Annotated in this window: 19 protein-coding genes; 8 read left to right on the plus strand and 11 right to left on the minus strand. The window is 42.3% G+C overall.

Going from position 1 to position 24,690, the window contains the following annotated elements; translation table 11 throughout:
• Positions 1–14 precede the first annotated feature (14 nt).
• Entirely contained in the window at positions 15–416 is a 402-nt protein-coding gene (locus tag HUJ21_RS03545; RefSeq protein ID WP_291367360.1) for a response regulator, read from the minus strand.
• Positions 417–741: 325 nt separating this feature from the next.
• Here HUJ21_RS03545 and HUJ21_RS03550 point away from each other — a divergent pair, with 325 nt between their 5' ends.
• On the plus strand, positions 742–1,164 hold the full coding sequence (locus tag HUJ21_RS03550; protein WP_291367362.1) for a Dabb family protein: 423 nt from the start codon (positions 742–744) through the stop codon (positions 1,162–1,164).
• 111 nt (positions 1,165–1,275) lie between these two features.
• Here the strand turns inward: HUJ21_RS03550 and HUJ21_RS03555 are convergent, their stop codons facing one another.
• From HUJ21_RS03555 to HUJ21_RS03580, 6 genes are all read right to left on the minus strand, one after another.
• A complete protein-coding gene (locus HUJ21_RS03555; RefSeq protein ID WP_291367364.1) occupies positions 1,276–3,006 on the minus strand; it encodes a capsule assembly Wzi family protein in 1,731 nt (576 codons plus the stop codon).
• Positions 3,007–3,017: 11 nt separating this feature from the next.
• The gene (locus HUJ21_RS03560; protein WP_291367366.1) at positions 3,018–3,308 is read right to left on the minus strand and encodes a thiamine-binding protein; all 291 of its coding nucleotides are present in this window, start codon (positions 3,306–3,308) and stop codon (positions 3,018–3,020) included.
• 3 nt (positions 3,309–3,311) lie between these two features.
• A complete protein-coding gene (gene pth, locus HUJ21_RS03565) occupies positions 3,312–3,872 on the minus strand; it encodes an aminoacyl-tRNA hydrolase (protein ID WP_291367368.1) in 561 nt (186 codons plus the stop codon).
• 142 nt (positions 3,873–4,014) lie between these two features.
• Positions 4,015–4,605, minus strand: coding sequence for a 50S ribosomal protein L25/general stress protein Ctc (locus HUJ21_RS03570; RefSeq protein WP_291367370.1), 591 nt, complete (start codon positions 4,603–4,605; stop codon positions 4,015–4,017).
• Positions 4,606–4,632: 27 nt separating this feature from the next.
• Complete coding sequence (locus tag HUJ21_RS03575) at positions 4,633–5,562, minus strand: ribose-phosphate pyrophosphokinase (RefSeq protein ID WP_291367372.1); 930 nt, start codon at positions 5,560–5,562, stop codon at positions 4,633–4,635.
• A 119-nt stretch (positions 5,563–5,681) separates the two neighbouring features.
• Positions 5,682–9,695, minus strand: a complete 4,014-nt coding sequence (locus HUJ21_RS03580; RefSeq protein ID WP_291367374.1) for a response regulator — start codon at positions 9,693–9,695, stop codon at positions 5,682–5,684.
• A 402-nt stretch (positions 9,696–10,097) separates the two neighbouring features.
• Here HUJ21_RS03580 and HUJ21_RS03585 point away from each other — a divergent pair, with 402 nt between their 5' ends.
• From HUJ21_RS03585 to HUJ21_RS03600, 4 genes are all read left to right on the plus strand, one after another.
• Positions 10,098–10,901 carry an endonuclease/exonuclease/phosphatase family protein gene (locus HUJ21_RS03585; protein ID WP_291367376.1) on the plus strand — a complete coding sequence of 268 codons (804 nt, stop codon included), beginning with the start codon at positions 10,098–10,100 and terminating at the stop codon, positions 10,899–10,901.
• A gap of 76 nt (positions 10,902–10,977) precedes the next feature.
• On the plus strand, positions 10,978–11,937 hold the full coding sequence (locus tag HUJ21_RS03590; protein WP_291367378.1) for a glycosyl hydrolase family 18 protein: 960 nt from the start codon (positions 10,978–10,980) through the stop codon (positions 11,935–11,937).
• A gap of 49 nt (positions 11,938–11,986) precedes the next feature.
• Positions 11,987–12,946, plus strand: coding sequence for a nitrilase family protein (locus HUJ21_RS03595; protein ID WP_291367380.1), 960 nt, complete (start codon positions 11,987–11,989; stop codon positions 12,944–12,946).
• Between the two features lie 4 nt (positions 12,947–12,950).
• Positions 12,951–13,373 carry an NUDIX hydrolase gene (locus tag HUJ21_RS03600; RefSeq protein WP_291367382.1) on the plus strand — a complete coding sequence of 141 codons (423 nt, stop codon included), beginning with the start codon at positions 12,951–12,953 and terminating at the stop codon, positions 13,371–13,373.
• Positions 13,374–13,384: 11 nt separating this feature from the next.
• Here HUJ21_RS03600 and rocF read toward each other — a convergent pair whose 3' ends face one another.
• On the minus strand, positions 13,385–14,335 hold the full coding sequence (gene rocF, locus HUJ21_RS03605) for an arginase (RefSeq protein ID WP_291367384.1): 951 nt from the start codon (positions 14,333–14,335) through the stop codon (positions 13,385–13,387).
• 215 nt (positions 14,336–14,550) lie between these two features.
• Between rocF and HUJ21_RS03610 the strand changes: the two genes are divergently transcribed.
• From HUJ21_RS03610 to HUJ21_RS03620, 3 genes are all read left to right on the plus strand, one after another.
• The gene (locus tag HUJ21_RS03610; protein ID WP_291367386.1) at positions 14,551–15,885 is read left to right on the plus strand and encodes an aminotransferase class V-fold PLP-dependent enzyme; all 1,335 of its coding nucleotides are present in this window, start codon (positions 14,551–14,553) and stop codon (positions 15,883–15,885) included.
• Complete coding sequence (locus tag HUJ21_RS03615; RefSeq protein ID WP_291367388.1) at positions 15,885–17,306, plus strand: NAD(P)/FAD-dependent oxidoreductase; 1,422 nt, start codon at positions 15,885–15,887, stop codon at positions 17,304–17,306. The genes HUJ21_RS03610 and HUJ21_RS03615 overlap by 1 nt, the downstream gene beginning before the upstream one ends.
• 134 nt (positions 17,307–17,440) lie before the next feature.
• On the plus strand, positions 17,441–19,315 hold the full coding sequence (locus tag HUJ21_RS03620; RefSeq protein WP_291367390.1) for a tetratricopeptide repeat-containing sensor histidine kinase: 1,875 nt from the start codon (positions 17,441–17,443) through the stop codon (positions 19,313–19,315).
• Positions 19,316–19,491: 176 nt separating this feature from the next.
• Here the strand turns inward: HUJ21_RS03620 and HUJ21_RS03625 are convergent, their stop codons facing one another.
• From HUJ21_RS03625 to HUJ21_RS03635, 3 genes are read right to left on the minus strand one after another with little or no spacing between them, the layout of a single operon-like run.
• Positions 19,492–20,793: an acetyl-CoA hydrolase/transferase C-terminal domain-containing protein gene (locus tag HUJ21_RS03625; protein ID WP_291367392.1), complete on the minus strand. Its 1,302-nt coding sequence runs from the start codon at positions 20,791–20,793 to the stop codon at positions 19,492–19,494.
• A complete protein-coding gene (locus tag HUJ21_RS03630; RefSeq protein WP_291367394.1) occupies positions 20,783–23,443 on the minus strand; it encodes an HAD-IC family P-type ATPase in 2,661 nt (886 codons plus the stop codon). The genes HUJ21_RS03625 and HUJ21_RS03630 overlap by 11 nt, the downstream gene beginning before the upstream one ends.
• Positions 23,440–24,519, minus strand: coding sequence for a site-2 protease family protein (locus HUJ21_RS03635; RefSeq protein ID WP_291367396.1), 1,080 nt, complete (start codon positions 24,517–24,519; stop codon positions 23,440–23,442). Before HUJ21_RS03635 ends, HUJ21_RS03630 begins: the two co-directional genes overlap by 4 nt.
• Positions 24,520–24,690: the final 171 nt, after the last annotated feature.

Genomic DNA, 24,690 nt, shown 5'->3' on the forward strand with positions numbered 1-24,690 from the left:
CCTGTTTAATAAAATTACAAACTAAGGATTCGTTTTTTCAGGTCTTTGAATTTATCAAGTGTCATCGGTTTGGTGATGTAGTCTACTACCAAAGCGTAAGTGTTTGCCCTGTCCATTTCATCTTTATTGATAGAAGATGAAATTACAAAAATCTTTACGGGATGCGTAAATTTTGCAGCTGATATCAAATCCAGAAATTGCCAGCCATTCATGATGGGCATATTGATGTCCAGGAGAATAACATCAGGAAGCGAAGCTCCTTCGCTGTTTCTTTTTTCGAAATCTTTCCAGGCGGCTTCACCATTTAAAAAAAAAGATACCTCCTCTGTGAAGGAAGTAAATTCCAGGAGTTTTTTTGTCCCAAAATTGTAAAGTGGGTCATCGTCCACAATGTACGTAAATCCGATCTTATCCATAAAAATTATGACGCTTAAGTGCTGTTTAAAATAGTTGCTATTTTAATTTGGTCGCATCCACCTATAAAAAGGCAAATGTTTTTTATCCAAATACTGGGCTAGAATAAATAAATTTTTTATAAAAGTAGCATAAAAAATTGAATATGACTTAAATTAAAACAAGAAAGCCAAGCTTTAAAAAATCAAGATTTCACCTAATCATCAAGGTTTTTCAAAAATAGACAGCCACCAAAGGAACAATTAAGATGGTTGTTTGCATTAAAATGATTTTTTTTCATTTATTTTACTGATTAATCGTTCAATTGATAACCAAAATAAAAAAACCATGAACAAATTTTTTCCAATCGCCATACTGGTATTGTTGGCTTCAGCCTGTCAATCCGGAAACACATCTAATGAAACAGAAGAAAAAGTCATAGAAATGGAGCAAAATGTAACCGAGAAAGCCATGTTGAGACATGTGGTGCTGTTGTCCTTTAAGGAGGATTCCAGTCAGGAAGATATCAAAAAGGTGGAAGATGCATTTATCGCCTTAAAAGATAAAATACCTCAGATCAGGGACTTTGAATGGGGAACAAATAATAGTCCTGAGGGCTTGAATAAGGGATTGACGCATTGTTTTTTAGTAAGCTTTGAAAGTGAAGAAGACCGGGAAATTTATCTGCCACACCCCGACCATAAGGCTTTTGTGGAAGTGTTAAGTCCACATATGAAGGATGTAACCGTAGTGGATTATTGGGCAGAATGAACATTGAAAAGCAGGCTTTCCTGGGTGAAAGCCTGCGTATTTTTCACGATGAAAGGATTAGCACCCACCATTCCAATTGTTTTTAAATCCAAGGGTATTACCTAATTGAGTTTAAAATAGGTAGGCCAAATTGATTCTGGAATGAAAATTTAGCCGCTTCTCTCCAATGACTCCCAGGGAGTTGCTTTGCTTGATCCCATAATTGTAATTGTGAGAACGAATTAGCCGTGCCCTGCCTGAAAAAAGAAAATGCCCCACTTTTTTTTCCCAATGGGCACCCAGGCTTAAATCTACCCAGGGAAGCAGCTCCAGCCCGTTGGCCTGATTGAAATTATAGAAATTATTGTCTCTGGACAGCCGTTCCAGGGAGAATCCCCAGGTGTTAAGGCCATTTACCTTGCTGACAGTAAAGCTGGCACTGTTGCCGCTGTGCCCAAGGCCGGATCCGATTATTTGTCCTTTATGGGTCAGGCCATGGACCACCTGAAAATTCTCGTAAAGCCCCAGCCCACCATGATTAAAATTAAAATTGCTGCCTTCGTATTTTACCAGGTTGTTGATACTGTTTTCGGTTTGGGTCATTTCGAGGTTGATAAAAACCTGTTTTTTTTCCCGAAGGGGCACTATTTTGCTGAACCCCAGGGTATAGCCCCGTGCATGTTCAGGGTTGAGTATCAGTTCTCGCCAGTTTAAGGCGTGATCTGTCCGGATAAATTCTCCATAAATTTCCATTTTCACTTTTGGTAAAACCCAACGTCCAAAAGCAGAAAAGTGCTGGTCTGTTTCACGGGCTCTAGATGCATTCAGCCCGACACGTTCTTTTTGCAGACCTTCAAAAACAGGAAACCAGGCAGCCCAGCCATTTTCAGCCAGTTTTCTGCTGTACATCATAAAAGTTCTCCCCACACCAATGGATAAGCCATTCACCCATTTTGGGGAATAGTTTAGTGTAATTCCCGTAAAATAGCGCCAATCATCCGGAAATGTTCTAAACCGTTCAAAACTGCTGTCGCTATAGTAGGGTAAGTGGGAATTTTCCAATTTGCCCATAAAATATTGACCTTCAAAGTGGCCTATGGCGGTCCTGGCAGGCTTTCGTGTATGGATGGTGGCATGGGGAAAGCCTTCTGCATTGTCGCTGATTAGCAAAGCCTGTTGTATTCCCGGGCCCCACCAGAGGTTTTCCGTAGATATTCCTGCTGCAAAAGCACCGAAATTAACTTTTAAATGAGAATTACCCGGCAAAGACCGGCGAATGGGTCGGTTGCCGTGTCTTACCGGAATATCCAGCCGGCCGATAAAATTGCTTATCCGAATAAAAAAGATCTCGGGAAGGGAGGTGTCATATTCCTGGAATGGCAGGTTTTGTGCATGGAAAAATTGGGGGTATAGCTGCAGGCTAACAGGGCCAAAATTGGCCTGAAAACCTACTTCGAGTAAATGCTGAAAGCCCCTTGCGGGCAGTACGGGACCTTCTCCCCAACCATAGGGGTAAGCAGCATTGAAATTTTGGCTGAGTAGCAGCGGCAAAAGACGAAACTGGATTCCGCTTTTTCCAGGTAATAAGGGTTTGGCAAATCCCAGGTTGGTGTTGCTGTCTGCTAAAATGGGTAGTTTTTCATTAAATTCGGCTTGCAGGGGTAAAAGCTGAAAACTATGTTCAATAGGAAATTCCCCGGCAATTTGTTGTCTTCTCAGGTAGTCCTGATACAAGGGAAAGTTTACGGGCAGACTTTGTCCAGATAGATCAGCGTAGCATAAAAACAAAAAAAACACCAACACCGGCCGCTCCATCCATTTTAATGGATTGATGCATGGCTTTTTCTTGGCTTGCCGGGTCATAACTGGAAAGTTTATCGATGAGGACTGGTTTTTTCCTCCATACTAACGTCACTGTCAGGTCGAATCTGCATGCGGTAATAAACCAATATTTCATCAGCGCCTGCAGCAAGTACTGCTTCCTGAGCCTGTTTGGCTATTGCCATCAATTGATCCTCAGGGCCTTCCATTACTGTTTCGAAAGGGGTTACTTCGTATTTGACACCCGAAGCAGCAATGACGGCAATGGCTTTGTCTACTAAGGGATAGCTTTCCATTGTTTTGCTTTTTGGGACTATCTGTATCCCGAGATTGATGTGAGGCATGCTTTATTGGTTGTATTTATTCATGGTTTTTTCAAGCCCGATAGTGCAAAAGGCAATAATCATCTCTGTTGCCCTATCCATGGCTTCTGGCAAAAAATCTATCTCTTGTTGAGACCACCTGCCCAGAACATAATCAATTTGGCGACCTGCGGAGAAATTGTTGCCAATACCAAATCTAAGTCTGGCGTAATTTTGTCCTCCAGTGAGTTCGGCGATATTTTTCAATCCGTTATGGCCTGCATCAGATCCTTTTGACTTCATCCGCAATTTACCAAAAGGTAAGGCAATATCATCAACCACCACCAAAACATTTTCTTTGGGGATTTTCAATTCCTTCATCCAGTAATTGACCGCCTTGCCACTGAGATTCATATAGGTGGTCGGTTTTATAAAATGGATTTGCCTTCCCTTGTGCTTTAAAAGTGAAGTGAAGGCCAGGCGGTTACTTTCCCAGTTTAGTTTTTCCTTGTCCGCAAGTCTATCCAATATCAGGAAGCCTACATTGTGGCGGGTCAATTCATATTCCGGTCCGATATTTCCCAGGCCTGCGATAAGGTATTTCATTTTTTAAGTCTATTGCTTTTCTCTAAGATTTATTTGTACAGTGTACCAAATGTTTTCCGATACCAAATGGTTTAGCAAGAAAAAATCCTGCTCTGTGAAAAAACAGGGCAGGATTGGGAATGTTTTGCAAAGAATAAAAGGATTAAACTTCTCCTTCTTCCTCTTCACCTTTTTTGCCTCTCAATGCTCTTGGAATACCAACAGTTGCGATGGTCACATTGGGACTATTCAGCAACTCAAACTTTTCTACATTCAGATCGGCTACTTTCACTGATTTACCCAGTTCAAGAGAAGAAATATCTACTGGAATTTCATCGGGCAGGTCATTGGCCAAACCTTTAACCAAAAGGGTACGGGTTTTTATTTCCAATTTACCACCTTTGATGATACCGGGAGAATTCCCGAATGGTTTAACGGGTATTTCCATTTTGATGGCTTTATCACTACTGAAAGCCAAAAAATCGGCGTGTAGCAATACCTCACTCACCGGGTGAAACTGCGCCTCTCTGAGGATGGCTTTTATGGTAGTGCCTTCAATGTTTAGGTCTACCATGTGAACTTCCGGGGTATAGATCAAGTCCCTGAATAAAATTGCAGGTGAATGAAAATGTATCTGCTCTTTGATACCGGGGCCATATACTACACAGGGGACATTGCCTTCATCCCGAAGGACATCCAGGGATTTTTTGTCGAGATTTGCTCTTTTAAACCCTATAATCTCAATTGATTTCATGAATATATTTGGTTAGAATTAAAATTATTACTGAATAAATAATGAACTGATTGAAGTGTTTCCCGTGACTGCATGTATGGCCTGGGCGAATAAATCCGACACAGAAAGCACTTTGATTTTTGAAGACTCCTGTTTAGCCGGAATAGTATCTGTAATGACCAATTCCGACAACTGAGAATTTTCTATGTTTTCGTATGCATTCCCTGAAAGTACACCGTGTGTGGAGATGGCTCTAACGGAATTGGCTCCTTTGTCTAAAAGGATATTAGCAGCTTTACACATAGTGCCGGCCGTATCTACCAGGTCATCGATTAAAACCACATCTTTTCCATCTACATCTCCGATCACCTGCATGGAAGCCACTTCATTGGCCCTCTTTCTGTGCTTGTCACAGACGACCATATCTACTTCAAAATGTTTGGCATAAGCCCTGGTTCTTCCTACCCCGCCTACATCAGGTGAAGCAAAAATCAGGTTGCCTAAATCCAGGCTTTTCAAATAGGGCACAAATATAGCTGAACCGTTTAAATGATCCAAAGGAATATCAAAAAATCCCTGGATTTGCCCTGCGTGTAAATCGCAGGTCATTATCCTGTCAGCACCTGCAGAAGTTAGCATATTGGCAATTAACTTGGCCGCAATGCTAACCCTGGGACGGTCCTTGCGGTCCTGTCGGGCGTATCCAAAATAGGGAATAACTGCGCAAACCTTATAGGCACTTGCCCGTTTGGCTGCATCGATCATGAGGCAAAGTTCAAGGAGATTGTCAGCTGAAGGGTTTGTAGACTGAATGAGGAATACATTGCAACCTCTGATAGATTCGTTATAACTGGGAGACATTTCTCCATCACTAAACTTGGCAAGGGTCAGGTCGCCGAGGGTTTGGCCGTAGGCTTTGGCAATGCTTTTGGCCAAATAGAGAGTATTTGAACCTGAGAAAATTTTGGTCTCGGGCATAATTGGATTTTTTTGTGGTTTGTTTTTTAAGAGCACCAAAGGTAAGAAAAAATGGCGGTTCTCTTTTCGCCCTACCTAAAAGGATTTAAAGCAGTATTTTTACCTTAGCCGGATTTTGGTTACAACGTGAAATCGCTATAATGTTCCAGCAAGTAATCCAACTCCTTCTCTATCTGTTGGCCCAATTCAAAAAGTTCCTGATTCTTTCCTGAATCAGCTCTTTTTTCCAATTGATCTGTTAAAGGAAGTAACCTAAAGAATCCGGCAGTTGCTGCCGATCCTTTTAGTTTGTGACCTACTTCCAGCAGGATTTTTTCATCTTTACTTTGAAGTGCCTCTCTGAGTTTCTCACTGCTTTCCTCTAAAGTGGATCTGGCAATTTTCAGCAGTTCTCTTCCTATGGCTTTTTCACCATCAAACAGGCTAAGCAGATGGATTTTATCGAAATGTTTGCTCCTGAAGTCCTGAAATTCTTCCGTTTGTTTTTTTTCCTTAACAGATTGCTGTTCGGGTAGCAGCCATTTCATAATCATGGTGGTTAGACTATTTTGCACGAGTGGCTTGCTTAGGTAGTCATCCATACCAGCTTCCAGGCACCGCTCCTTTTCTCCTTTGACGGTGCCGGCTGTAAGTGCAATAATGGGGAGGTCTTTGCCGTTTTTGACTGACCGTATGGCTTTGGCCGTTTCATATCCGTTCATAATAGGCATCTGCACATCCATCAATACCAAATCCGGCCTTTGTCGGATGACATATTCGTAGGCCTTTAGCCCATTGTCTGCTTCCACGATTTGAATAGTGGGACTGATTTTAGACAGTATGATCTTGGATAGTTTCATGTTGATCGGATTGTCCTCGGCGATCAGCACAACATGTTTTTTGTTGGCCAGAAGGTTTTGCTGTACCTGAAGATCTTCTTCCATTATTACTTCATCTCCTTCTGAAGATTGGGTGATTTTCCTGAGCACCTGCGCAATCTGCTGGATTTTTATTGGTTTTAAAATGCGGTGCTGGATTTTTAAAGTTTCCATTTTACCCCGATCCAAGGCATCATCACTGGAGCTGCTGAGCAAAACTACTGGCAAACCGGACAATTTAGGGTGTCTTAATTTCCTGATTTTTTCTGTTACCTCGATACCGTCCAGAAAGGGCATGCGCAAATCCATAAATACAAGGTCAATATTTTTTTTCGTCTCAAGAAGTTGTAAGGCTACCATCCCGTTAGGAGCTTGATGACAGGATATATTCCTGGATTCCATGATTTCCCGAATCAGATTGCGGTTGGTGCCATTGTCATCTACTACCAGTACCTCTTCTATATGGTGATTATCAGGCCACTGCTCTTCTTCCCCTTTTTCGGCCATGAGATGGATATCAAAAAAGAAAAGGCTTCCTTTTCCAGGCTCGCTTTCGAGTTGCAATTGACTGCCCATCAATTCCAATAACTTATTGGATATGGTCAGTCCCAGCCCGGTACCCCCAAACTTTCGTGTAGTGCTGGCATCCTCCTGAGAGAAGGCTTCAAATATTTTTCTTTGCTTTTCATAAGGTATTCCCATTCCTGTATCCCTTACAGAAAACCTAAACAAAGTTGGAGAACTTTCACTGTTGCCTTTATCCTTCATCTCAACCTTTAGCTCTACTTCTCCCAATTCCGTAAATTTTATTGCGTTGGTCAGTAAGTTCACTAAAATCTGCCTAAGTCGAACATCATCGGCGAAAATGAATCGAGGTAAAGCGGGAGAAAGATTGACCAGTAGCTCCAGCCCTTTGGAATGGGCCTGATATTTAGTAATATCTGCAACCTGTGTGCCCAATTCATAAAGGTCCGATCGCTCAATGGACAGTTCCATTTTGCCTGCTTCTATTTTAGAAAAATCAAGAATGTCATTGATCAGATCCAAAAGGGAATGAGCGGATTGATAAACTGTATTCATGTATTGCAACTGGGTGTCTGAAAGGGGGGTCTTCATCAGCAAGTCAGTGAAGCCTATGACACCGTTCAAAGGAGTGCGTATTTCGTGGCTCATGTTGGCCAGGAATTCAGATTTTGCTTTGTTGGCATTTTCAGCACTATGTTTTGCCTCTTTAAGTTGGTTTTCTATTTCTTTCCTGGAACTGATGTCCTGATGTGTTCCGTACATCAGTGAAGGTTTTCCGGTTTTTGCATCCCAGGTAAAAACCTTGCCCCGATCCTGAATCCAAACCCAGTGGCCGGTTTTGTGCCGTAGACGTATTTCACTTTGATAATGGTCAGTTTTTTTGTCAAAATGTTTTTGCAGTAGATGCTCCCGGTGAAGGAAATCATCCGGGTGGCAAAGTTCATTCCACTGTTTGGAAGTGAATTCCAAAAGCTCATCTGGGGTATATCCTAGCATTCCTGCATACCTCTCATTGATGATGATTTCATCTGTTTTGATATTCCATTCCCAGGTGCCTGCATGAGTTCCCTTAATGATGGCATCGAGTCTTCTGCTTTTTTCCAATAAGGCGATTTCTGCCTTTTTTCTTTCACTGATATCATGGGTAAGGCCGACCATGCCCATAATTGTGCCTGAATCGTCTTTCAAAGGTATTTTTGATATCAGACAATATCTTTTCTTTCCGTTTTTTTGTTCCTGGACTACTTCCTTATTGATAATGATCTGGCCGGAAGAAATGACAGACTCGTCTTCTTCCTGGGCTTCTTTGGCACTCGCATCGGTAAAGAGCATCTTATCCGTAGATCCCAAAACTTCTTTATCGTCCTTGAATCCCAAATAGTCCAGCTCAGCTTTATTTACCAGTGTTTTTTCATATCGGGTGTTTTTTACATAAATATTGGTGGGAATGTTATCTATAATGGTGCGAAGCAAAGCCCTTTCTTCAGAGATGGCCCTGGCAGCTTCCTCCAGCTCATCATGAACCTTATAATACGCAGACATGTCCAGACCATTGCCTAAAATATAGGATTCTCCAATTTGCGATTCAAAAAGCACATTGTTGAAATGAAAGGTTATGGGTGTGCCTTTTTTTGATACCAACCTTCTTTTGCCGTTGAATTTTTTTTCCTTGAGTATTTCTGCAAGGTATTGCTCAAATAATTCAGGTCTTTCAATGAGGTTTTTCATGTTTAAGCCCAATACCTCTTCTGAAGTATATCCCAGCATGGCAGCACCCTCCTTACTAACCTGTAGGATTTTTCCCTGCAAATCATGTTTGAACATCATTCCCTGAGCCTGCTCAAAAAATTCTTTAAACTCTTTTTCCTGATCTTTTATCTTTAATTCCTGCTGCTTTTTTGGACTAATTAAGTTAATAATACATAACACCTCTTTTTTGTCTTTGAAAAGGGGTTCGCAAGTAAATTCATACCACTCCCTTTTTCCGCGAACATCAAGAGAATATTCATTGTAAAGTTTTTGCCCTTTTGAAAATACCTCTTCGAGCATGCTTTCGAACAATCCCACAAGGTTTTCAGATAATCCGGAATTTTTGATGGTTTTATTCAAAAAACCCTCAGAGGGAAACATCAAATGGTTGTTTTTAATGGAGAAATATTCCCGGATCACGAAATCATGATCAATCAGAAGTACCAGGTCCCCAACATTTGTCAGAACTTTTTCCAGTTTGCGGTTCAACTTTTTAAGTTTGATTCGCTCTACCTTCAATTGTATCAGTGTCTCTATTTCAAGAGAAAGGGTTTTAAGAGCCTTTACTTGTTTGTCCGTCAGTGTTCTGGGTTTTTTATCCAATACACAAAGGGTGCCCAAATTCATACCCGTTTCAGATTTTATGGGGAATCCGGCATAAAACCTGAATTTTTCTTCGCCTTTAACGTATGGGTTTTTTTCGAACCGCGGGTCTTTTGAAGCGTCTTCTACCAAAAAAACGTCATCTTGCATAATGGTATACTGGCAAAATGAATCTGACCTTTTGGTTTCATAAATATCCAGACCTACTTTGGATTTGAACCACTGCCTTTCCTGATCCACAAGGGTAACCAGAGCTATGGGTGTTTGGCAGATTTCTGCGGCTAACTCTGTTAATTTGTCAAAGGAAGATTCAGGTAGGGAATCCAGAAGTTGGGTGGCGTATAAAGCTTTTAATCTTTCGCTTTCATTTTCCGGAATGTGGGCAGCACTGCTGTTCATCTTTGATTTATAACTGTGAAATTGAGGTTGATTTTAATTAAAAAAGTACCCATATCCTAAAAATAATCATGCAATTTTCCCTTGAATTACTTTAAAAAAGCTAAAACAATATGTAAAAATCAAAAAATAATGTTTAAAATTCATTTTTTAACAGATAAATGGTTTAGCCTGAAAGTCTTATTCTTAATATGGGCTGCCTTTTGATTCAATATTTTGCAATCTTAAAATTGCCTGAGCCCATTTGTAATATAAAATTGATAAATCATGAGGTAGCACAAATTTTTTGGGCAGGTACTTGTAAGGGTATTATTTTAGGAAGTAAATTGAAAGCTAAACAAAAACTATATTTTAAAACCGATTTCCTATCTTTAAATTTTATTAAATTTCTGAACACATTATCCTATGAAAATTATCTTTTTTGTCTCCTGTCATTTTCTGTATTGCCTGTTGTTTTGCCTGTCAATCTTCGGGCATTCTACTCCCGTATTTGGCCAAAGTGAAGTGAAAGTTTTGGCTTATAACATTCACCATGCCAACCCACCATCTATTCCGGATTCTATAGATCTTCCGGCCATAGCCAAAGTAATCAAAAATAGCGGGGCTGATTTAGTGGCCTTGCAAGAAGTGGATGTGTATACCCAACGCTCAGGTTCCGGGCTGCACCAGGCCAAAATGCTTGCCGAAATGACCGGGATGTATTTTTATTTTGAAAGATCTATTTCTTTCCAGGGAGGTGAATATGGAAATGCCATTCTGTCCCGGTTTCCCATCGAGGAAAAAGAAAAATTACAATTGTCCTCAGCAGAGAATACTGAACCCAGGGCTATGCTTGTAGTGCAGGTTACCTTACCTGACGGAGAGAAACTAAAATTTGCCTCTACCCACCTGGATTTTAGCAGCAATACCAATGCGGCCAATCAGGCAAGGGACATTACCGCTTATTTTGAAAAGGAAACCTTGCCGGTTATCATGGGAGGTGATTTCAATGCGGTAATTGGATCAGAGGCCATTAATCAATTGGACCGTCATTTTACCAGGACTTGTCAGGAAGATTGCCCACCTACCATTCCAGTGATAGATCCCAAAAAGGCCATAGATTTTATATTTTACAGACCAGACACTGAGATTTCGGTAAAGGACCACCGGGTGATCCCAGAAACCTATGCCTCAGATCATTTGCCAGTGGTCGCTTCCCTGGTTTGGTAAAAAAGAAAATTTCCTGCTGAATTATTGTTATTTGAAGGATGAACATTAAATTGTTACATCAAACAATACGCACGACATGATGATTCGCCTGATAATTACATTTATCGGATTCTTTTCCTGTTCCATTGCACCTATGGAAGTAATGGTTTCTGATCCGGATTTCAAAGTATTGGGTTACCTGTATAGTGAAGATGACTGGGAGCAGGGGCTTAGAGAAGTTGATTGGTCTGTTTACACTGATATCAACCTGGCTTTTATTCAGCCGGACCATCAGGGCAATTTTGAAGGAAATGAAGCTTATGAAAAGTTAGTAAAAAAGGCAAGGGAACATGGCGTTCGGATTTTTATTTCTATTGGAGGTGGTGGGCCCCCTGAGTATCTGGCCGATTTGATAAAGCCTGACAAAAGAAACCACTGGGTGGAGGAGATTGTGAAGTTGGTATTGACTTATGATTTTGATGGCGTAGATGTGGATTTGGAAAATAACCTGATCAATGAAAATTATGCCCCTTTTGTTAAGGCTTTGTCCACAGAACTGAAGCGTTCCGAAAAATTAATGACGGCAGCATTGGCCACCTGGAATGGTGATAAGGTCCCAGATGAAGTATTGGCTCTCTATGACCAAATAAATATCATGTCCTATGACGCCACCGGGCCATGGGATCTGGACCTGCCAGGGCAGCATTCTCCCTATGAAATGGCAGAGGAGGATATTCATTATTACCATGTACAAAGAGGAATACCTGCGGATAAATTGCTCCTTGGTTTGCCATTTTTTGGATATGGTTTTGGACCAGGCGCTCACAGGGGTTTATGGTACAAACAGATTATAGAAGCTTTCCCCACTGCATACCTGCAGGACAGTGTGGTCTATCCGGATGGAGGGATATTGTATTATAATAGTCGGGAACTCATCAAGCGAAAAACCGCCCTGGCAAAAGCAAGAGGATTGGGAGGCGTGATGGTCTGGCATGTTCAGGCAGACAGCCAAGATGAATTTTCATTGTTATCCGCTATAAAAGAAGAATTGCGTTAACAGCCCTGGGGTCTATATTTTGCCCAATAAATTTCACTGGATTTTGATTATGGAAGAGTTAACGGTAGCAACCGCACAATTTGAACACAGAAGTGGAGATAAAACGTATAATCTGGAGATTATTGAAAGTTTAAGCCATAAGGCTGCCAGCCAGGGAGCAAAGGTAATTGCTTTTCATGAATGTTCCATCACCGGGTATACATTTGCCCGCAAATTAAACCGTGAACAAATGTTGGGTTTGGCTGAATTTGTTCCAAACGGCCCCAGTGTTGAAAGGCTGATCCAAATAGCCCGGCGGTATGAAATTACCATTTTGGCAGGGCTTTTTGAAAAGGATAAAGATGAACGGATGTACAAATGCTATGTCTGTGTGGATGGAGACGGACTGAAAGCCAGGCACCACAAGCTTCACCCATTTATCAATCCCCACCTCACTCCTGGATCTGCATATACTGTTTTTGATATACAAGGTTGGAAATGTGGTATACTGATTTGCTACGACAACAACATTATAGAAAATGTAAGAGCTACCAGCCTATTGGGTGCAGATGTGATTTTCATGCCGCATGTAACCATGTGTACCCCTTCTTCCAGGCCTGGGGCGGGATTTGTGGATCCCTTCCTTTGGAAAAACAGGCACAAAGACCCTACTTCCCTGAGGATTGAATTTGATGGGATGAAGGGCCGCCAATGGCTCATGAAATGGCTCCCGGCAAGGGCCTATGATAATGCCATATATGCTGTTTTTTCCAATCCAATTGGCATGGATGATAATCAGTTGAAAAATGGGTGTTCGATGGTGATTGACCCTTTTGGAGATATCATCACAGAATGCCGGAAATTGGATGATGATTTTGCCCTTGCTACCCTAAACCCGGAAAAGCTAGAGCAGGCGGGTGGGTTTAGGTACAAAAATGCACGCAGACCGGAACTTTACAGAGATATCCTGGGTCGTGAACATGTGCCCGTCCAGAAAGTTGCCTGGCTCTCAAACCAGAAAAATAACTGAATTCATGAAATTGGAAATACCGGAATGTTTTTACCGTGTAAGTGTAAAAGCACTCATCCTGGATGAGACCCAACGTTTTCTTTTGGTCAAAGAGGACAATGGCATATGGGAGCTGCCCGGTGGAGGATTGGACCATGGAGAATCTGCTCAGGAGGGAATCAAAAGGGAGATATGGGAAGAGATGCAACTCAAAACAAGTGCAATCGCTGATCAACCTTGTTTTTTTTTCACGGTAAAAAACCATAAAGGGATTTATATTGCCAATGTCATATACCTTACGGAACTGGAACACCTGCGCTTCGTCCCTTCACCTGAATGTTGTGAAGTCCGCTTTTTTTCTGCCGTTGAAGTGCTCGAAGAAACCAGCATGTATCCTAATGTTACAGCATTCGCCAGGATATTTATGGAAAAGCATCCGGGATTATAAATTTTGGCAACTTAGAAGTTTTGTACCAGGGACCTGGTGGTAGATTCCAATATCTCGAAGGCATTTTCAGCCATGGCATTTTCTGTATCCAGCGTAGGATTAACCTCTACAATTTCCCAGGCACACACCCTTTTATCTTTGATCAATGCTTCATTGAGTTGCACAGCTTCAGATAAAGTCAATCCGTCGGGCACGGGTGTGCCGGTTCCTTTCGAAATAGAAGTGTCCAGGCTGTCTACATCAAAGGAAATGTAAATTTGATCGCAGGCTTTCAGCCTATCCAAAACTTTGGATGCTGCTGCAGGGATGCCGGAAGTGCGCAATTCTGCCACGGAAATATTGGTGATTCCGTACTTTTCTATAAGGTAGTTTTCCGGATATTCAGTATCCCTTACGCCGATAAATACAATGTCTTCGGCTGAAATTTTTGGTTTTTCTCCTCCTATGTTTTTGAGTTTATCCCAATAGGCTACAGTTCCCGGAAGGGGATCGTTTAGTTTTTGTTCCAGATTATCAATTCCCAGGCACATGGCCAATGGCATGCCGTGCATGTTTCCGGAAGGGCTTGTGAAAGGTGAATGCAGGTCTGCATGTGCGTCTATCCAGATTACTCCAAGTTTTCTTTCGGGATGGGCAGCTTTAATACCCATTATCGTGCCTGCAGCGGTGGAATGATCTCCGGCAAGGACAATCGGAAATTTTCTTTTTTCTCGCAAGTCCCGGATGGTGGTATAGACGTTATGAATTACCTCATAAACTCCATCGATATACTTTGCATAGGGATGTTCATTGCCCCGCCAAAGGTAATCATTGGCATCTTTTACATTGACAGGATCGAATTTGGTGAAAAAGTCGGATTTCTTATCCAAGCTGGCTACTTTAAGGGCATCAATTCCCATGCTGGCCCCCCTGGTTCCAGCGGCTAATTCCGATCTGACTTCCACCAATTTAATGTCTCTCATCCTCTTATTGTTTGAATTCCAAAATTCCGATAAATTGACACCAGAAGCAAATTTTTTCTCAGGATGAAGCAGGAGATGTAAATGCAGACAATCAGAAAAAACCGATAAATTTGATTATTTTCGCAAAAGTCGATGTCGGCTCCTTATAAAACCAGGAAGATTATTACCTTTTATTTTCATTTATTAACATCAACCACTAACTAAAATCATTTAAAATGAAACCTGAAACCAATAGAAGAGAATTCTTCAGAAAAGCAGCGGTTCTTACCGGAGCCTTTTCTGTCAATAGCCTGTGTCAGCAGGTGTTTGCTGCAGATTTAGCAGCAAAAAGCCAATTATACAAGAATGTGTCTCCGGGAAGAATGGCAGAGAATGAGGATTTTTGGGCCTTCATCCAACAAGGCTATCCAGCCAGCTCATCTCCGGTTTTGAACCTGAACAATGGAGGTGTTTCTCCTAGTCCACAGCTGGTTTTAGATGCGGTGGAGCGGTATAACCAAATGTCCAATCAAGCTCCATCTTATTACATGTGGAGAATCCTGGATCAGGGAAGGGAGCCTTTGAGAGAAAAATTGGCCCTACTGGGCGGCTGTGACCCGGAAGAATTGGCTATCAACCGCAATGCAACAGAAGCCCTGAACACCATTATATATGGTTTGGACCTAGAAAAGGGTGATGAGGTTATAGGTTGCAAGCAAGATTATCCCAACATGATGCAGGCCTGGAGCCAAAGGGAGCAAAGAGAAGGAATTGTTTACAAGCAGATTTCATTTGATTTCCCTATAGAGGATGATGAAACAATAGTAAACGCCTACCGGCAGGCCATTACTCCCAGGACAAAAATCATCCATGTCACTCATGTAATCAACTGGGTGGGGCAGATCATGCCTGTAAAGAAAATTTGCCAAATGGCACATGATAAAGGTCTGGAAGTGATCGTGGACGGTGCACATTCTTTTGGTTTGTTGGATTTTGACATTCCGGATCTGGAAGCGGATTATTTCGGTACCAGCCTGCACAAATACCTTTCTGCTCCTATCGGAACAGGCATGCTTTGGGTTAAAAAAGACAAAATTTCCAAAGTTTGGCCATTGCTTTGTAACGGTGATCCCAGGAGTGCTGATATCCGGAAATTTGAAACTTTGGGTACCCGAAGTTTTCCTTTGGAACAAGGCATAGGGGAAGCCTTGAATTTTCACAATGGGATTGGTGCCAAAAGAAAAGAGGAAAGGGTTCGGTACCTGAAAAATTACTGGGCAGAAAAGGCCCTGACCATTCCCGGTGTGAAAATACATACTTCTCTCAAAGCTGCCTATAGTTGCGCCATTGCAGGTGTATCGGTGACGGGGTTGACGCCACAGGAACTGGGACAACAACTACTGAGTAAATATAAAATACATACCACCTCTATAAGTTACGGCAATATTAACTGTGTTCGGGTTTCGCCTCATGTGTATACCCGTACCGCCGATTTGGATAGATTTGTGCTGGCCTTGTCCAGGCTGGCCACCGAAAATGGAAACCAGAATATAGAATCGAAAGGAGCTTAATGCCTGAAAAAGTTTATGATGCAGTAGTAGTTGGTTCCGGACCTAATGGTCTTGGAGCAGCGATCGTATTGGTCCAACATGGATTAAAAGTTTTATTGATTGAAGGCAAAGACAAGGTGGGAGGGGGGATGCGCACCAGTGAACTGACCTTGCCTGGTTTTCACCACGATATCTGCTCTGCCATACATCCGATGGCAGTGGCGGCCCCGTTTTTTAAAAGCCTTCCCCTTGCCGAACACGGATTGGAGTTTCTTCATCCGAAAGTTCTTGCAGCCCATCCCATGCCCGATGGTTCGGCTGTTTCGCTGTACCCATCTTTGGAGAAAACAGCCAATCATTTGGGAACTGATGCAAAGCGTTACCAGAACCTGATGCAGCCAATTAAGGACCATTGGGAGGATTTGACATATGATTTTTTAGCCCCATTAAAAATCCCTAAAAATCCTCTCCAGCTAGCCTCCTTCGGGCTTAGTGCCCTGCAACCCCTTACATGGCTTGCCAAATCCTTCCGCGAAGAAAAAACCAGGGCATTGTTTGCCGGAATGTCAGCGCATGGGATTCAACCACTAAGCAATTTGGCTACTTCAGCCATTGGACTGGTGCTGATGGGCGCGGGACATTTTGGTGGATGGCCTGTGGTTAAGGGTGGTTCCCAGGCTTTGGCCAATGCACTTCTTTCTTATTTTTTGGATATAGGGGGGGAATTTAAAACTGGTTGGATGGTAAGGGATATAGGTGAAATTCCTCCGGCAAAGGCCATATTGTTTGATACCAGCCCTAAAAAATTATTGGAGATCGCAGGGGGCAGCCTATCCCGTATCTATAAATGGCAGCTCAACCGATACCGTTATGGCATGGGGGTATTTAAGATGGATTTTGCGCTCGAAGGCCCCATTCCCTGGATCTCTCCGGAAGCCAGGCTCGCAGGAACAGTACATCTGGGCGGTACTATGCCTGAAATCGTACAAGCAGAAGCCGCCATATGGAAGGGGCTTTATCCAACCAACCCATATGTGCTGGTAGCCCAGCAATCACTGGTAGATCCAGGCCGGGCTCCTGAGGGCAAACACACTGCCTGGGCCTATTGCCATGTGCCTGCAGGAAGCACCCGGGATATTTCAGATTTAATAATCAATCAGATTGAAAAGTCCGCACCAGGCTTTGGCAAAATTATCCTGGCAAAGAGGTATATGAATGCCATGGATTTTCAAGCTTATAATCCCAATTATATTGGAGGAGATATCAATGTAGGGGTCCAGGACATTACTCAGATTTTCACCAGGCCGGCTCTCAGACTTTCTCCCTATAGGACTTCAGCAAAAGGGGTTTACCTGTGTTCCTCTGCAACCCCTCCCGGAGGAGGGGTTCACGGAATGTGCGGTTTTCATGCAGCCAATAGGGTGTTGAAAGATTTATTCTAATAGCGTTTTTTTGCCGATAAAATACTTTTATAAGGTTAAATTAATTTTATAGAAATTATATTTGTTTAAAATATTAATTTAACTATTTTTGTTTGTGTATTTTTAATTATTGTATAAATGTCAATATTGATTTCATGCCCTGCAGATGCATCTTTTTTATTCTTCGTGTAGCGATTTGCTTTTCGGTATCATTGGCCCAGGCCTCGGATAGGATTGACTCATTGTTAGAAAAAGCGAGTGCCATACAATACGACCAAAAGGAGGAGTCACTGGCTTTGGTGAAGCAGGCATTAAGCCTGGGAATAGCTACCGATGATCCCTTGCTTTTGGCCAGGATCCATAACCAGGCAGGAAGGGTTCATTATATTTCTGGAGGCTATAACAAAGCCCTTGAACATTTTGCAGTGGCAAAGAACTTTGGAGATCAGGCCAATGCTATAAAAGAGTCTCTCTATGCAACCAATGGAAGGGCACTAATCCAGATGGTGGATAAAGAATATGAGGAAGCCATTCAGCTTTTGAAAGAATGTTTGGAGGGCAATACCTCCCTCGGAGATAGTTTGGGAGTAGCCAAAAATCTTTTCAATTTAGGAATTGCCTACGATGAGTTGGGTGATTTAAAACTTTCTATGGACCATTTAGAAAGAGCGATGGTGTTTTTGGAGGCAGATAGAAAGTCAGTGCTTAACCTCATGGTAAAAAACCGAATGGCCAGGGTATATCATGAAAGGGGAGTTCTGGACCGGGCAGAGGAGTTGTATTTGGAAGTTTTGTATGACGATTTGTTGTTAACCAACTGGGAAAAGTCATTTGCCCTGACGGGTTTAGCGGCAATTCACTTTGACAAAGGGGATATAGAATATGCCCTGGAACTGGGTAAACAGGCTTTGGAGATTGCAGAATCCCATGGGGCACATTGGGATTTGCAACAAATCACGGGATTGCTAAGCCGGATTTATAGTGAACTGGCTATTTTTGATAAAGCCTTTTTTCATTTGCAGGCGCATAAGGCCTACAGCGATAGCCTTTATGATGCCGCCAAAAACCGGCAAATGGCCAGGCTGCAGCTAAACCTGACTCAGACAGATAATCAGCGACTGAGAGCAGAAAAAGAAAGGGACAACACCTTGATACAACAACACTACAAACTGATGGGTTTTTTGGTGGTCTTAGTTGTGTTGCTGGCTGGGATGCTTTATTTTTTCGCAAAGCATTTGCGGTTAAAGGAACATTTCAACCGCTCTTTGGAGAAGAAAAATAATGCTATCAGACAGCAAAAGGATTTGATTACGCAACAAAATCAATCTTTAAAGGAGTTAAACCATGTAAGGACAAGGTTATTGTCTATTATTTCCCATGATTTGAGGTCACCGATCAATGCCATCAAGCAACTACTTGAGATGAAGGGAAAGGGATATTTTAGCGAAAAGGAGGAGCAGGATGTTTTTGCGCTTTTATCCGGACAGGTCCAAAATACGGAAGGTTTGTTAAATGACTTGCTGGAATGGGCGAATACCCAAATGGACGGCATGGATGCCAAACCTACAGGGGTGGATGTGACAGAGATGGTGGATAGGGTATTGGAGCATTTAAATTTTCAGGTAAGAACCAAATTCCTGGAGATCCGGCATCAGGGAGCCTCAGGCCTGCCAGGTCTTGCTTTGGTGGATAAAAACCACCTTAAAATCATTATCCAAAACCTGATCGGTAATGCGATCAAATTCACCCCGGAATATGGCCGGATAAGTATTTTTTATGAGGAAGATGAACGTTTTGTCTATTGTCACATTAAAGACTCTGGAGTTGGCATAGATGAGGTCCATCAAAACCTGATCAATGGAGAGGATGAAGGCCGTATACCCTCCATGGTGGGCACAGCAAACGAGAAAGGCACTGGTTTAGGTTTGCTTTTGGTCAAGCAATTTCTGACCCTTAATGGTGGCAGGATGGATGTGCAAAGCCTTTCAGGTTTGGGGACGCAATTCACCCTTCAGTTAAAAAAAGCATAAATATCCCATGAAATCGAGCATGACGCGTACGTCACACACTGAGATGATTATTAAGCATACGAGATTCCCATTCTGCCGACAGGCAGGCATGTGACCATTAAGAAACAATTATAAACACATGAAATCAGCTGGATGAGTTAATTCAATTCGCTACAGCCAATTCCATGGGTTGTATTTTATTGGAGAGGGTAGGTGAAATTCCCAAACCTTTCAAAGATGGCTTTGTCCAATTCTTCCTGGTGTTCCGGAGCGGCGATTTTTTTAAGTTCGTAGGCACGCTGGCGCAGGTTTTTGCCATAGAGGTAAGCAGCACCAAATTCTGTGACCACATAATGCATGTGGGCCCTGGTAGTCACCACTCCGGCACCCTCTTTTAGAAAGGGAACGATTTTTGATTTTCCTTTTTTGGTACTGGCCCTCAGTGCCATAATGGGTTTGCCATCTTCTGAAAGGGCGGCACCTCTCATAAAATCCATTTGTCCCCCCACTCCGGAATAGTGGTAACTCCCTATGGAGTCTGCGCAGACCTGGCCCGTGAGGTCAATCTCTACACATGAATTTATAGATATGACTTTGGGGTTTTTTCTGATTACAGCCGTATCATTGACATAGGCCGCCTCATGAAAAGAAAAAGCCGGGTTATCATGAATACTGTCATAGACCTTTTGGGTGCCGATGACAAATGAGGAAACCACTTTTCCGGGATGTTTCTTTTTAAAACGGTTGGTTATCGCTCCGCTTTCAAACAGGTCTATAACTCCGTCAGAAAACATTTCGGTGTGTATACCCAGGTCCTTGTGTTGCCCAAGGGATTTTAAAACGGCATCGGGAATACCCCCGATACCCAATTGCAGGGTGGAGCCGTCATCAATCATTTCTGCTATGTAGTTGCCTATTTTATAATCTGCCTCATTGAGTTTAGCGGAATAATCCACCTGGGGAAGGGGCTCATTTACTTCTATCGCCACATCTATATTATTGACGTGGATCTGGCCATCTCCCAATGTTCTGGGCATCTGATGATTTACCTGTGCTATAATATAACGGGCAGTATCTACTGCGGGCCTGGCCACATCTACCGAAGTTCCAAGGGAGCAATACCCATGATTATCCGGAGGAGATACTTGGACCAAGGCTACATCGATAGGTAATATCTGCTTTCTGAAGAGGCGGCCTATTTCACTCAAAAAAATGGGAACATAACCACCTTGCTCGCTGTTCACCGCTTTTCTGACGTTTTCAGAAACAAAAAGAGAATTGATAAAAAAGCTTCCTTTACAAGATTCAGTAGCCAGGGGCATTTCACCTAAAGTGGTGATGGACACAATTTCAACATCTTTTAATTCCTCTTTTCTTTTGGCCAGGGCTTGTAATAATACAGTAGGGGTGGCGGCACTTCCATGCACAAATACCCTTTGGTGACTTTTAATATTTTTTACCGCCTCATCTGGACTTGCTGTATTTAATTTAAATTTCATTTTTAATAAATATAAGTTTATATAATTCATTGATCCACAATACAAAGGAGGATAAGAAGGCCCAACTTAGCAATTCCAAAAAGGAAATACTTTGGAATTCAAAAAGACCCGCAAAATAAGGGACTTCGATAATCAGCACCTGTATGGATATCGAAATGAGCAAAGCATAATTTACCCATTTATTAGAGAATAATCCAACTTTAAAGGCAGAACCTTTTAGGTTTCGCATATTGAATACATTGAAAAGTTGGGTAAATGCCAAAATGATAAAAACAATCGTCCTTGCTTTATTAAGGCCCTGAGGCAAATAAACCATAAAACCGATAAGGGCCAAACCTGTCATAAAAATGGTATTGAGAATCAAGGAAGGAAATACTTCTTTATTGATGATATTTTCTCCGGGGTTCACAGGCGGCTTTTTCAATTCATTTCCTACACCTGCTTCAGTGGCAAGTGCCTTATCACAAAACCCATCTGTGACCAGATTGATCCAAAGGATTTGAGTAGCAGTAAGGGGCAGGGGATATCCCGTTCCAATGGCGACTATTAGCGTAAGAATTTCTGCCAGGTTGGTTGTGACAAGAAAAAAACTTGTTCTTCTGGCATTGTTAAAAACAATTCTCCCTTGTTCTACAGCTTTGACAATGGTGGCGAAATTATCGTCTGCCAAGACTACCAATGAGGCCTCCCGGGCCACATCTGTGCCCATGATTCCCATGGACACACCCACATTGGCCTGTTTTAAGGCGGGGGCATCATTGACCCCATCTCCGGTCATGGCTACCAATTCACCCTGATCTTGCAGGGATTTTGCAATCCGGAGTTTCATTATTGGGCTAAGGCGTGAAAAAATATCTACTTCTTGTATGGCCTTGCCAAAATCCTCTCCTTTTAGTTGCAGCAGGTCTGCTTCTGAGAGCACCTGCTCCCTTCCTGGTAAAACAATACCCACTTCTTTTCCTATGGCCAATGCTGTCTGGGCATGGTCTCCTGTAGCCATAATCACCCTGATTCCGGCTTCGTGACAGGCCTTTACTGCTTCAGGTACTTCCGGGCGTGGTGGGTCAATCATGGCAGCAAGTCCACAAAATATCATTTCACCTTCTTCTTCCTCTTCTTCAGACTTATTTTCATTTAAAGGTTTAAATGCCAAACCCAAAACCCTATAGCTTTTTTTTGACCAATCATCCAGTTTTTTGTGGCTTAATGCCAACTCATTTGCCTCAAGTGGATGATAACCTTCCTTACCCATGAACTGGGTTGAATTTAATAGAATAATCTCAGGTGCGCCAATAAATAGCTTATAAAGACCAGCGGGTTTTTCAATTATGGAAGACCGGTATTTTAATTTTGAACTGAAGGGGAAATCTTCCAGGATTGGCAGTTTTTTTTCTACACCAGCTTTTTTGGCCAGCACAGCAAATGCAGCCTCCGTAGGGTCTCCTGAAATTTGATATTTGCCGCTATCACTGAGGGATACGGTAGCATTATTGCAATGGGCAGCTATCTCCAATAATTGATCCATGGCGGCTATATCCTCCAAACTACCAGTAATTTCCCCTTTGTGTTCCCAACCTTCACCTGAAACAGAAACCTCAGCCCCTCCGATTTGCCAAAGGGTATTGATGGTCATGGTGTTTTGGGTCAAGGTGCCTGTTTTGTCTGTGACGATAGTACTTACTGTACCCAAGCTTTCAGTTGCTGAAATTTCCCGGATAATGGCATTTTTTTTAGACATTCTGTAAGAACCGATGGCCAGTACAATCGAAAGTACGGCAGGTAATCCTTCAGGAATGGCTGATACCAATGCTGCTATGGATATAAGTAACAGCTCATTTACAGGGATTTCCTGAAAAAAGTATCCGGCAAAAAATAAGATAAGTGAGCTTAAAATAGCCACGATGGCCATCTGTTTGGCCAACATGTCGGATTTTTTCTTAAAATTTGAATCTTTGGGAGGGATGGTGTATATGCTGTCTGCAATCAGGCCAAGCTGGGTTTTTAGTCCTGTAGCCGTAACCCAGGCAAGCGTTTCACCACTGGTAAGAAAGGTGCCTTTCCAGACCATGTTTTTTCGGTCGGCTACAAGGCTTGCCTCCGGCCCCGGGGTGGCATTTTTTTCCACGGGAACAGCTTCCCCTGTCAGGGAGGCCTCCATGGCCTGGGCATCATGGGTTTGGAAGATTACACCATCAGCCGGTATCAAGTCACCTGCTGATAAACTCATCAAATCCCCAGGGACGAGTTCTTTTGAAGGGATGGTCGATAATTTTCCTTCCCGGATGACTTTGCATTGCGGAACCATAAAACCTTTTAGGGACTGCATGGCACTTTCCGCTTTATATTCCTGAATAAAACCTATGGCAATATTAATACCTACGATCACAAGAATTACAATCACATCTACCTGATGTCCGGTAAGAAAGGAAATAAAGGCAGCCACCAACAGAATATACACCATGATGTTTCGAAACTGTTTAAATAAAATGCTCCAGAGGGATTTTTTGCTCCTGTCAGGGATTTCATTTAGTCCAAATTGGCGTTTTCTTTGTTCTGCCGAAGCCTGCGATATTCCGGACTCAGAGGTTTCCAGGGCTTTTTTTATTTCTACATGATGGATGCTATGTGGGTGATCAGGTATTTGGATCATCGGGTGATGGCATTTTTTACCATGATAAATTCGGAAATATTTTCCTGATCCAGGATACCTATGAAATGTTGTGCCTCGTAAACCAGTGCGACTTTTTTGTTTTCAGCGGCCATTTTCTTTAGTGCTTCCTCAAGAGGCAAAGTTATTTCAAACTTCAGGGGATTTATGTCAGTGACTTTTTCAATGGATATCTGCGCATTTTGTTCTTGCAGGCCCTGTACGATACCCTCACGGCTAAGGATGCCTATTGGGGAGTCTTCCTTCACCACAACAAAATGGGTTGCCTGACCATCCAAAAGCTTGTCAACTGCCTTCTGCAGGGGTGAATTATATGCCAAAACCGGGAATTTGCTCATCAGCGCATCTCCAACATTAAATCCTTCCAGAAAGGAATGTTGTTTGGTTTGATTGACTTCGGCCTGGGCTCCAAGAAAAATAAAGATGCCGATCAAGACCAAAAGCGGATTGTTAAAAAGCCCGAAAAATACAAATAGGATGGCCATGATCTGACCGGTGCCTCCTGCTATTTCTGTAGCTTTTACCCTGGACATTCTGAAAGATAGCAAAGCCCTTAATACCCTGCCACCATCCATAGGAAAGGCGGGCAGCAGGTTGAAAACCGCCAGGAAAAAATTGGCCGAAGCCAGAAAAAGCCATATACTTGAACCGTTCAGCTTTGGTGCTTCCAACAAATTAAAGTCAAAACCGGTAAAAAATAAAATAACGGATAAGAGTAAAAATAATACCAGGTTTACCAGCGGTCCCGCCAGAGCTACCTTAAGTTCCTCCTTTGGATCTTCCGGTAATTTTTCCAATCTGGCCAGCCCGCCAATTGGTAACAAAATAATATCACGGGTATGGATCCCATATTTTTGAGCCGTGAGTGCATGACCAAACTCATGTAAAATCACACATAAAAAAATCAAAAGAACAAATAAAATTGTCCATCCTGTGTCTAATATTGGCGTTCCGGAGCGGGTGTTGGCTATAATAATCCATAATAAAAGAAGCGAAAAGGTCCAGTGGATGAATACTTTGATGCCACTATATTTGCCTAAATAAAAGGAGAATTTCATTTTTATACTTCTGGTTTACAAATGGTAAAGATCAGTCAATGGTTTTTGTAAAAATAGGATATTGCTCATGTTTTCCAAGTTATACCGGTCGAAATGATAGCTACGTTTATCAGCCAAAGTCTTAGTAAAGACAGTATGGTAATGCTTTCTGTTTTTTCCTTTTCAATGCTT

The organism is Cyclobacterium sp. (genome assembly GCF_014762705.1).
Classification (GTDB): domain Bacteria; phylum Bacteroidota; class Bacteroidia; order Cytophagales; family Cyclobacteriaceae; genus Cyclobacterium.

What these genes read in the sequence shown, in the direction of transcription:
- HUJ21_RS03580 (WP_291367374.1), bottom strand. Translation starts at nt 9,695, where the DNA reads ATGAACAGCAGTGCTGCCCACATTCCGGAAAATGAAAGCGAAAGATTA.
- HUJ21_RS03620 (WP_291367390.1), top strand. Translation starts at nt 17,441, where the DNA reads ATGCCCTGCAGATGCATCTTTTTTATTCTTCGTGTAGCGATTTGCTTT.
- HUJ21_RS03630 (WP_291367394.1), bottom strand. Translation starts at nt 23,443, where the DNA reads ATGATCCAAATACCTGATCACCCACATAGCATCCATCATGTAGAAATA.
- HUJ21_RS03615 (WP_291367388.1), top strand. Translation starts at nt 15,885, where the DNA reads ATGCCTGAAAAAGTTTATGATGCAGTAGTAGTTGGTTCCGGACCTAAT.
- HUJ21_RS03560 (WP_291367366.1), bottom strand. Translation starts at nt 3,308, where the DNA reads ATGCCTCACATCAATCTCGGGATACAGATAGTCCCAAAAAGCAAAACA.
- HUJ21_RS03595 (WP_291367380.1), top strand. Translation starts at nt 11,987, where the DNA reads ATGGAAGAGTTAACGGTAGCAACCGCACAATTTGAACACAGAAGTGGA.
- HUJ21_RS03575 (WP_291367372.1), bottom strand. Translation starts at nt 5,562, where the DNA reads ATGCCCGAGACCAAAATTTTCTCAGGTTCAAATACTCTCTATTTGGCC.
- HUJ21_RS03590 (WP_291367378.1), top strand. Translation starts at nt 10,978, where the DNA reads ATGATGATTCGCCTGATAATTACATTTATCGGATTCTTTTCCTGTTCC.
- HUJ21_RS03550 (WP_291367362.1), top strand. Translation starts at nt 742, where the DNA reads ATGAACAAATTTTTTCCAATCGCCATACTGGTATTGTTGGCTTCAGCC.
- HUJ21_RS03600 (WP_291367382.1), top strand. Translation starts at nt 12,951, where the DNA reads ATGAAATTGGAAATACCGGAATGTTTTTACCGTGTAAGTGTAAAAGCA.
- HUJ21_RS03625 (WP_291367392.1), bottom strand. Translation starts at nt 20,793, where the DNA reads ATGAAATTTAAATTAAATACAGCAAGTCCAGATGAGGCGGTAAAAAAT.
- HUJ21_RS03585 (WP_291367376.1), top strand. Translation starts at nt 10,098, where the DNA reads ATGAAAATTATCTTTTTTGTCTCCTGTCATTTTCTGTATTGCCTGTTG.
- rocF (WP_291367384.1), bottom strand. Translation starts at nt 14,335, where the DNA reads ATGAGAGACATTAAATTGGTGGAAGTCAGATCGGAATTAGCCGCTGGA.
- HUJ21_RS03635 (WP_291367396.1), bottom strand. Translation starts at nt 24,519, where the DNA reads ATGAAATTCTCCTTTTATTTAGGCAAATATAGTGGCATCAAAGTATTC.
- pth (WP_291367368.1), bottom strand. Translation starts at nt 3,872, where the DNA reads ATGAAATACCTTATCGCAGGCCTGGGAAATATCGGACCGGAATATGAA.
- HUJ21_RS03555 (WP_291367364.1), bottom strand. Translation starts at nt 3,006, where the DNA reads ATGACCCGGCAAGCCAAGAAAAAGCCATGCATCAATCCATTAAAATGG.
- HUJ21_RS03610 (WP_291367386.1), top strand. Translation starts at nt 14,551, where the DNA reads ATGAAACCTGAAACCAATAGAAGAGAATTCTTCAGAAAAGCAGCGGTT.
- HUJ21_RS03570 (WP_291367370.1), bottom strand. Translation starts at nt 4,605, where the DNA reads ATGAAATCAATTGAGATTATAGGGTTTAAAAGAGCAAATCTCGACAAA.
- HUJ21_RS03545 (WP_291367360.1), bottom strand. Translation starts at nt 416, where the DNA reads ATGGATAAGATCGGATTTACGTACATTGTGGACGATGACCCACTTTAC.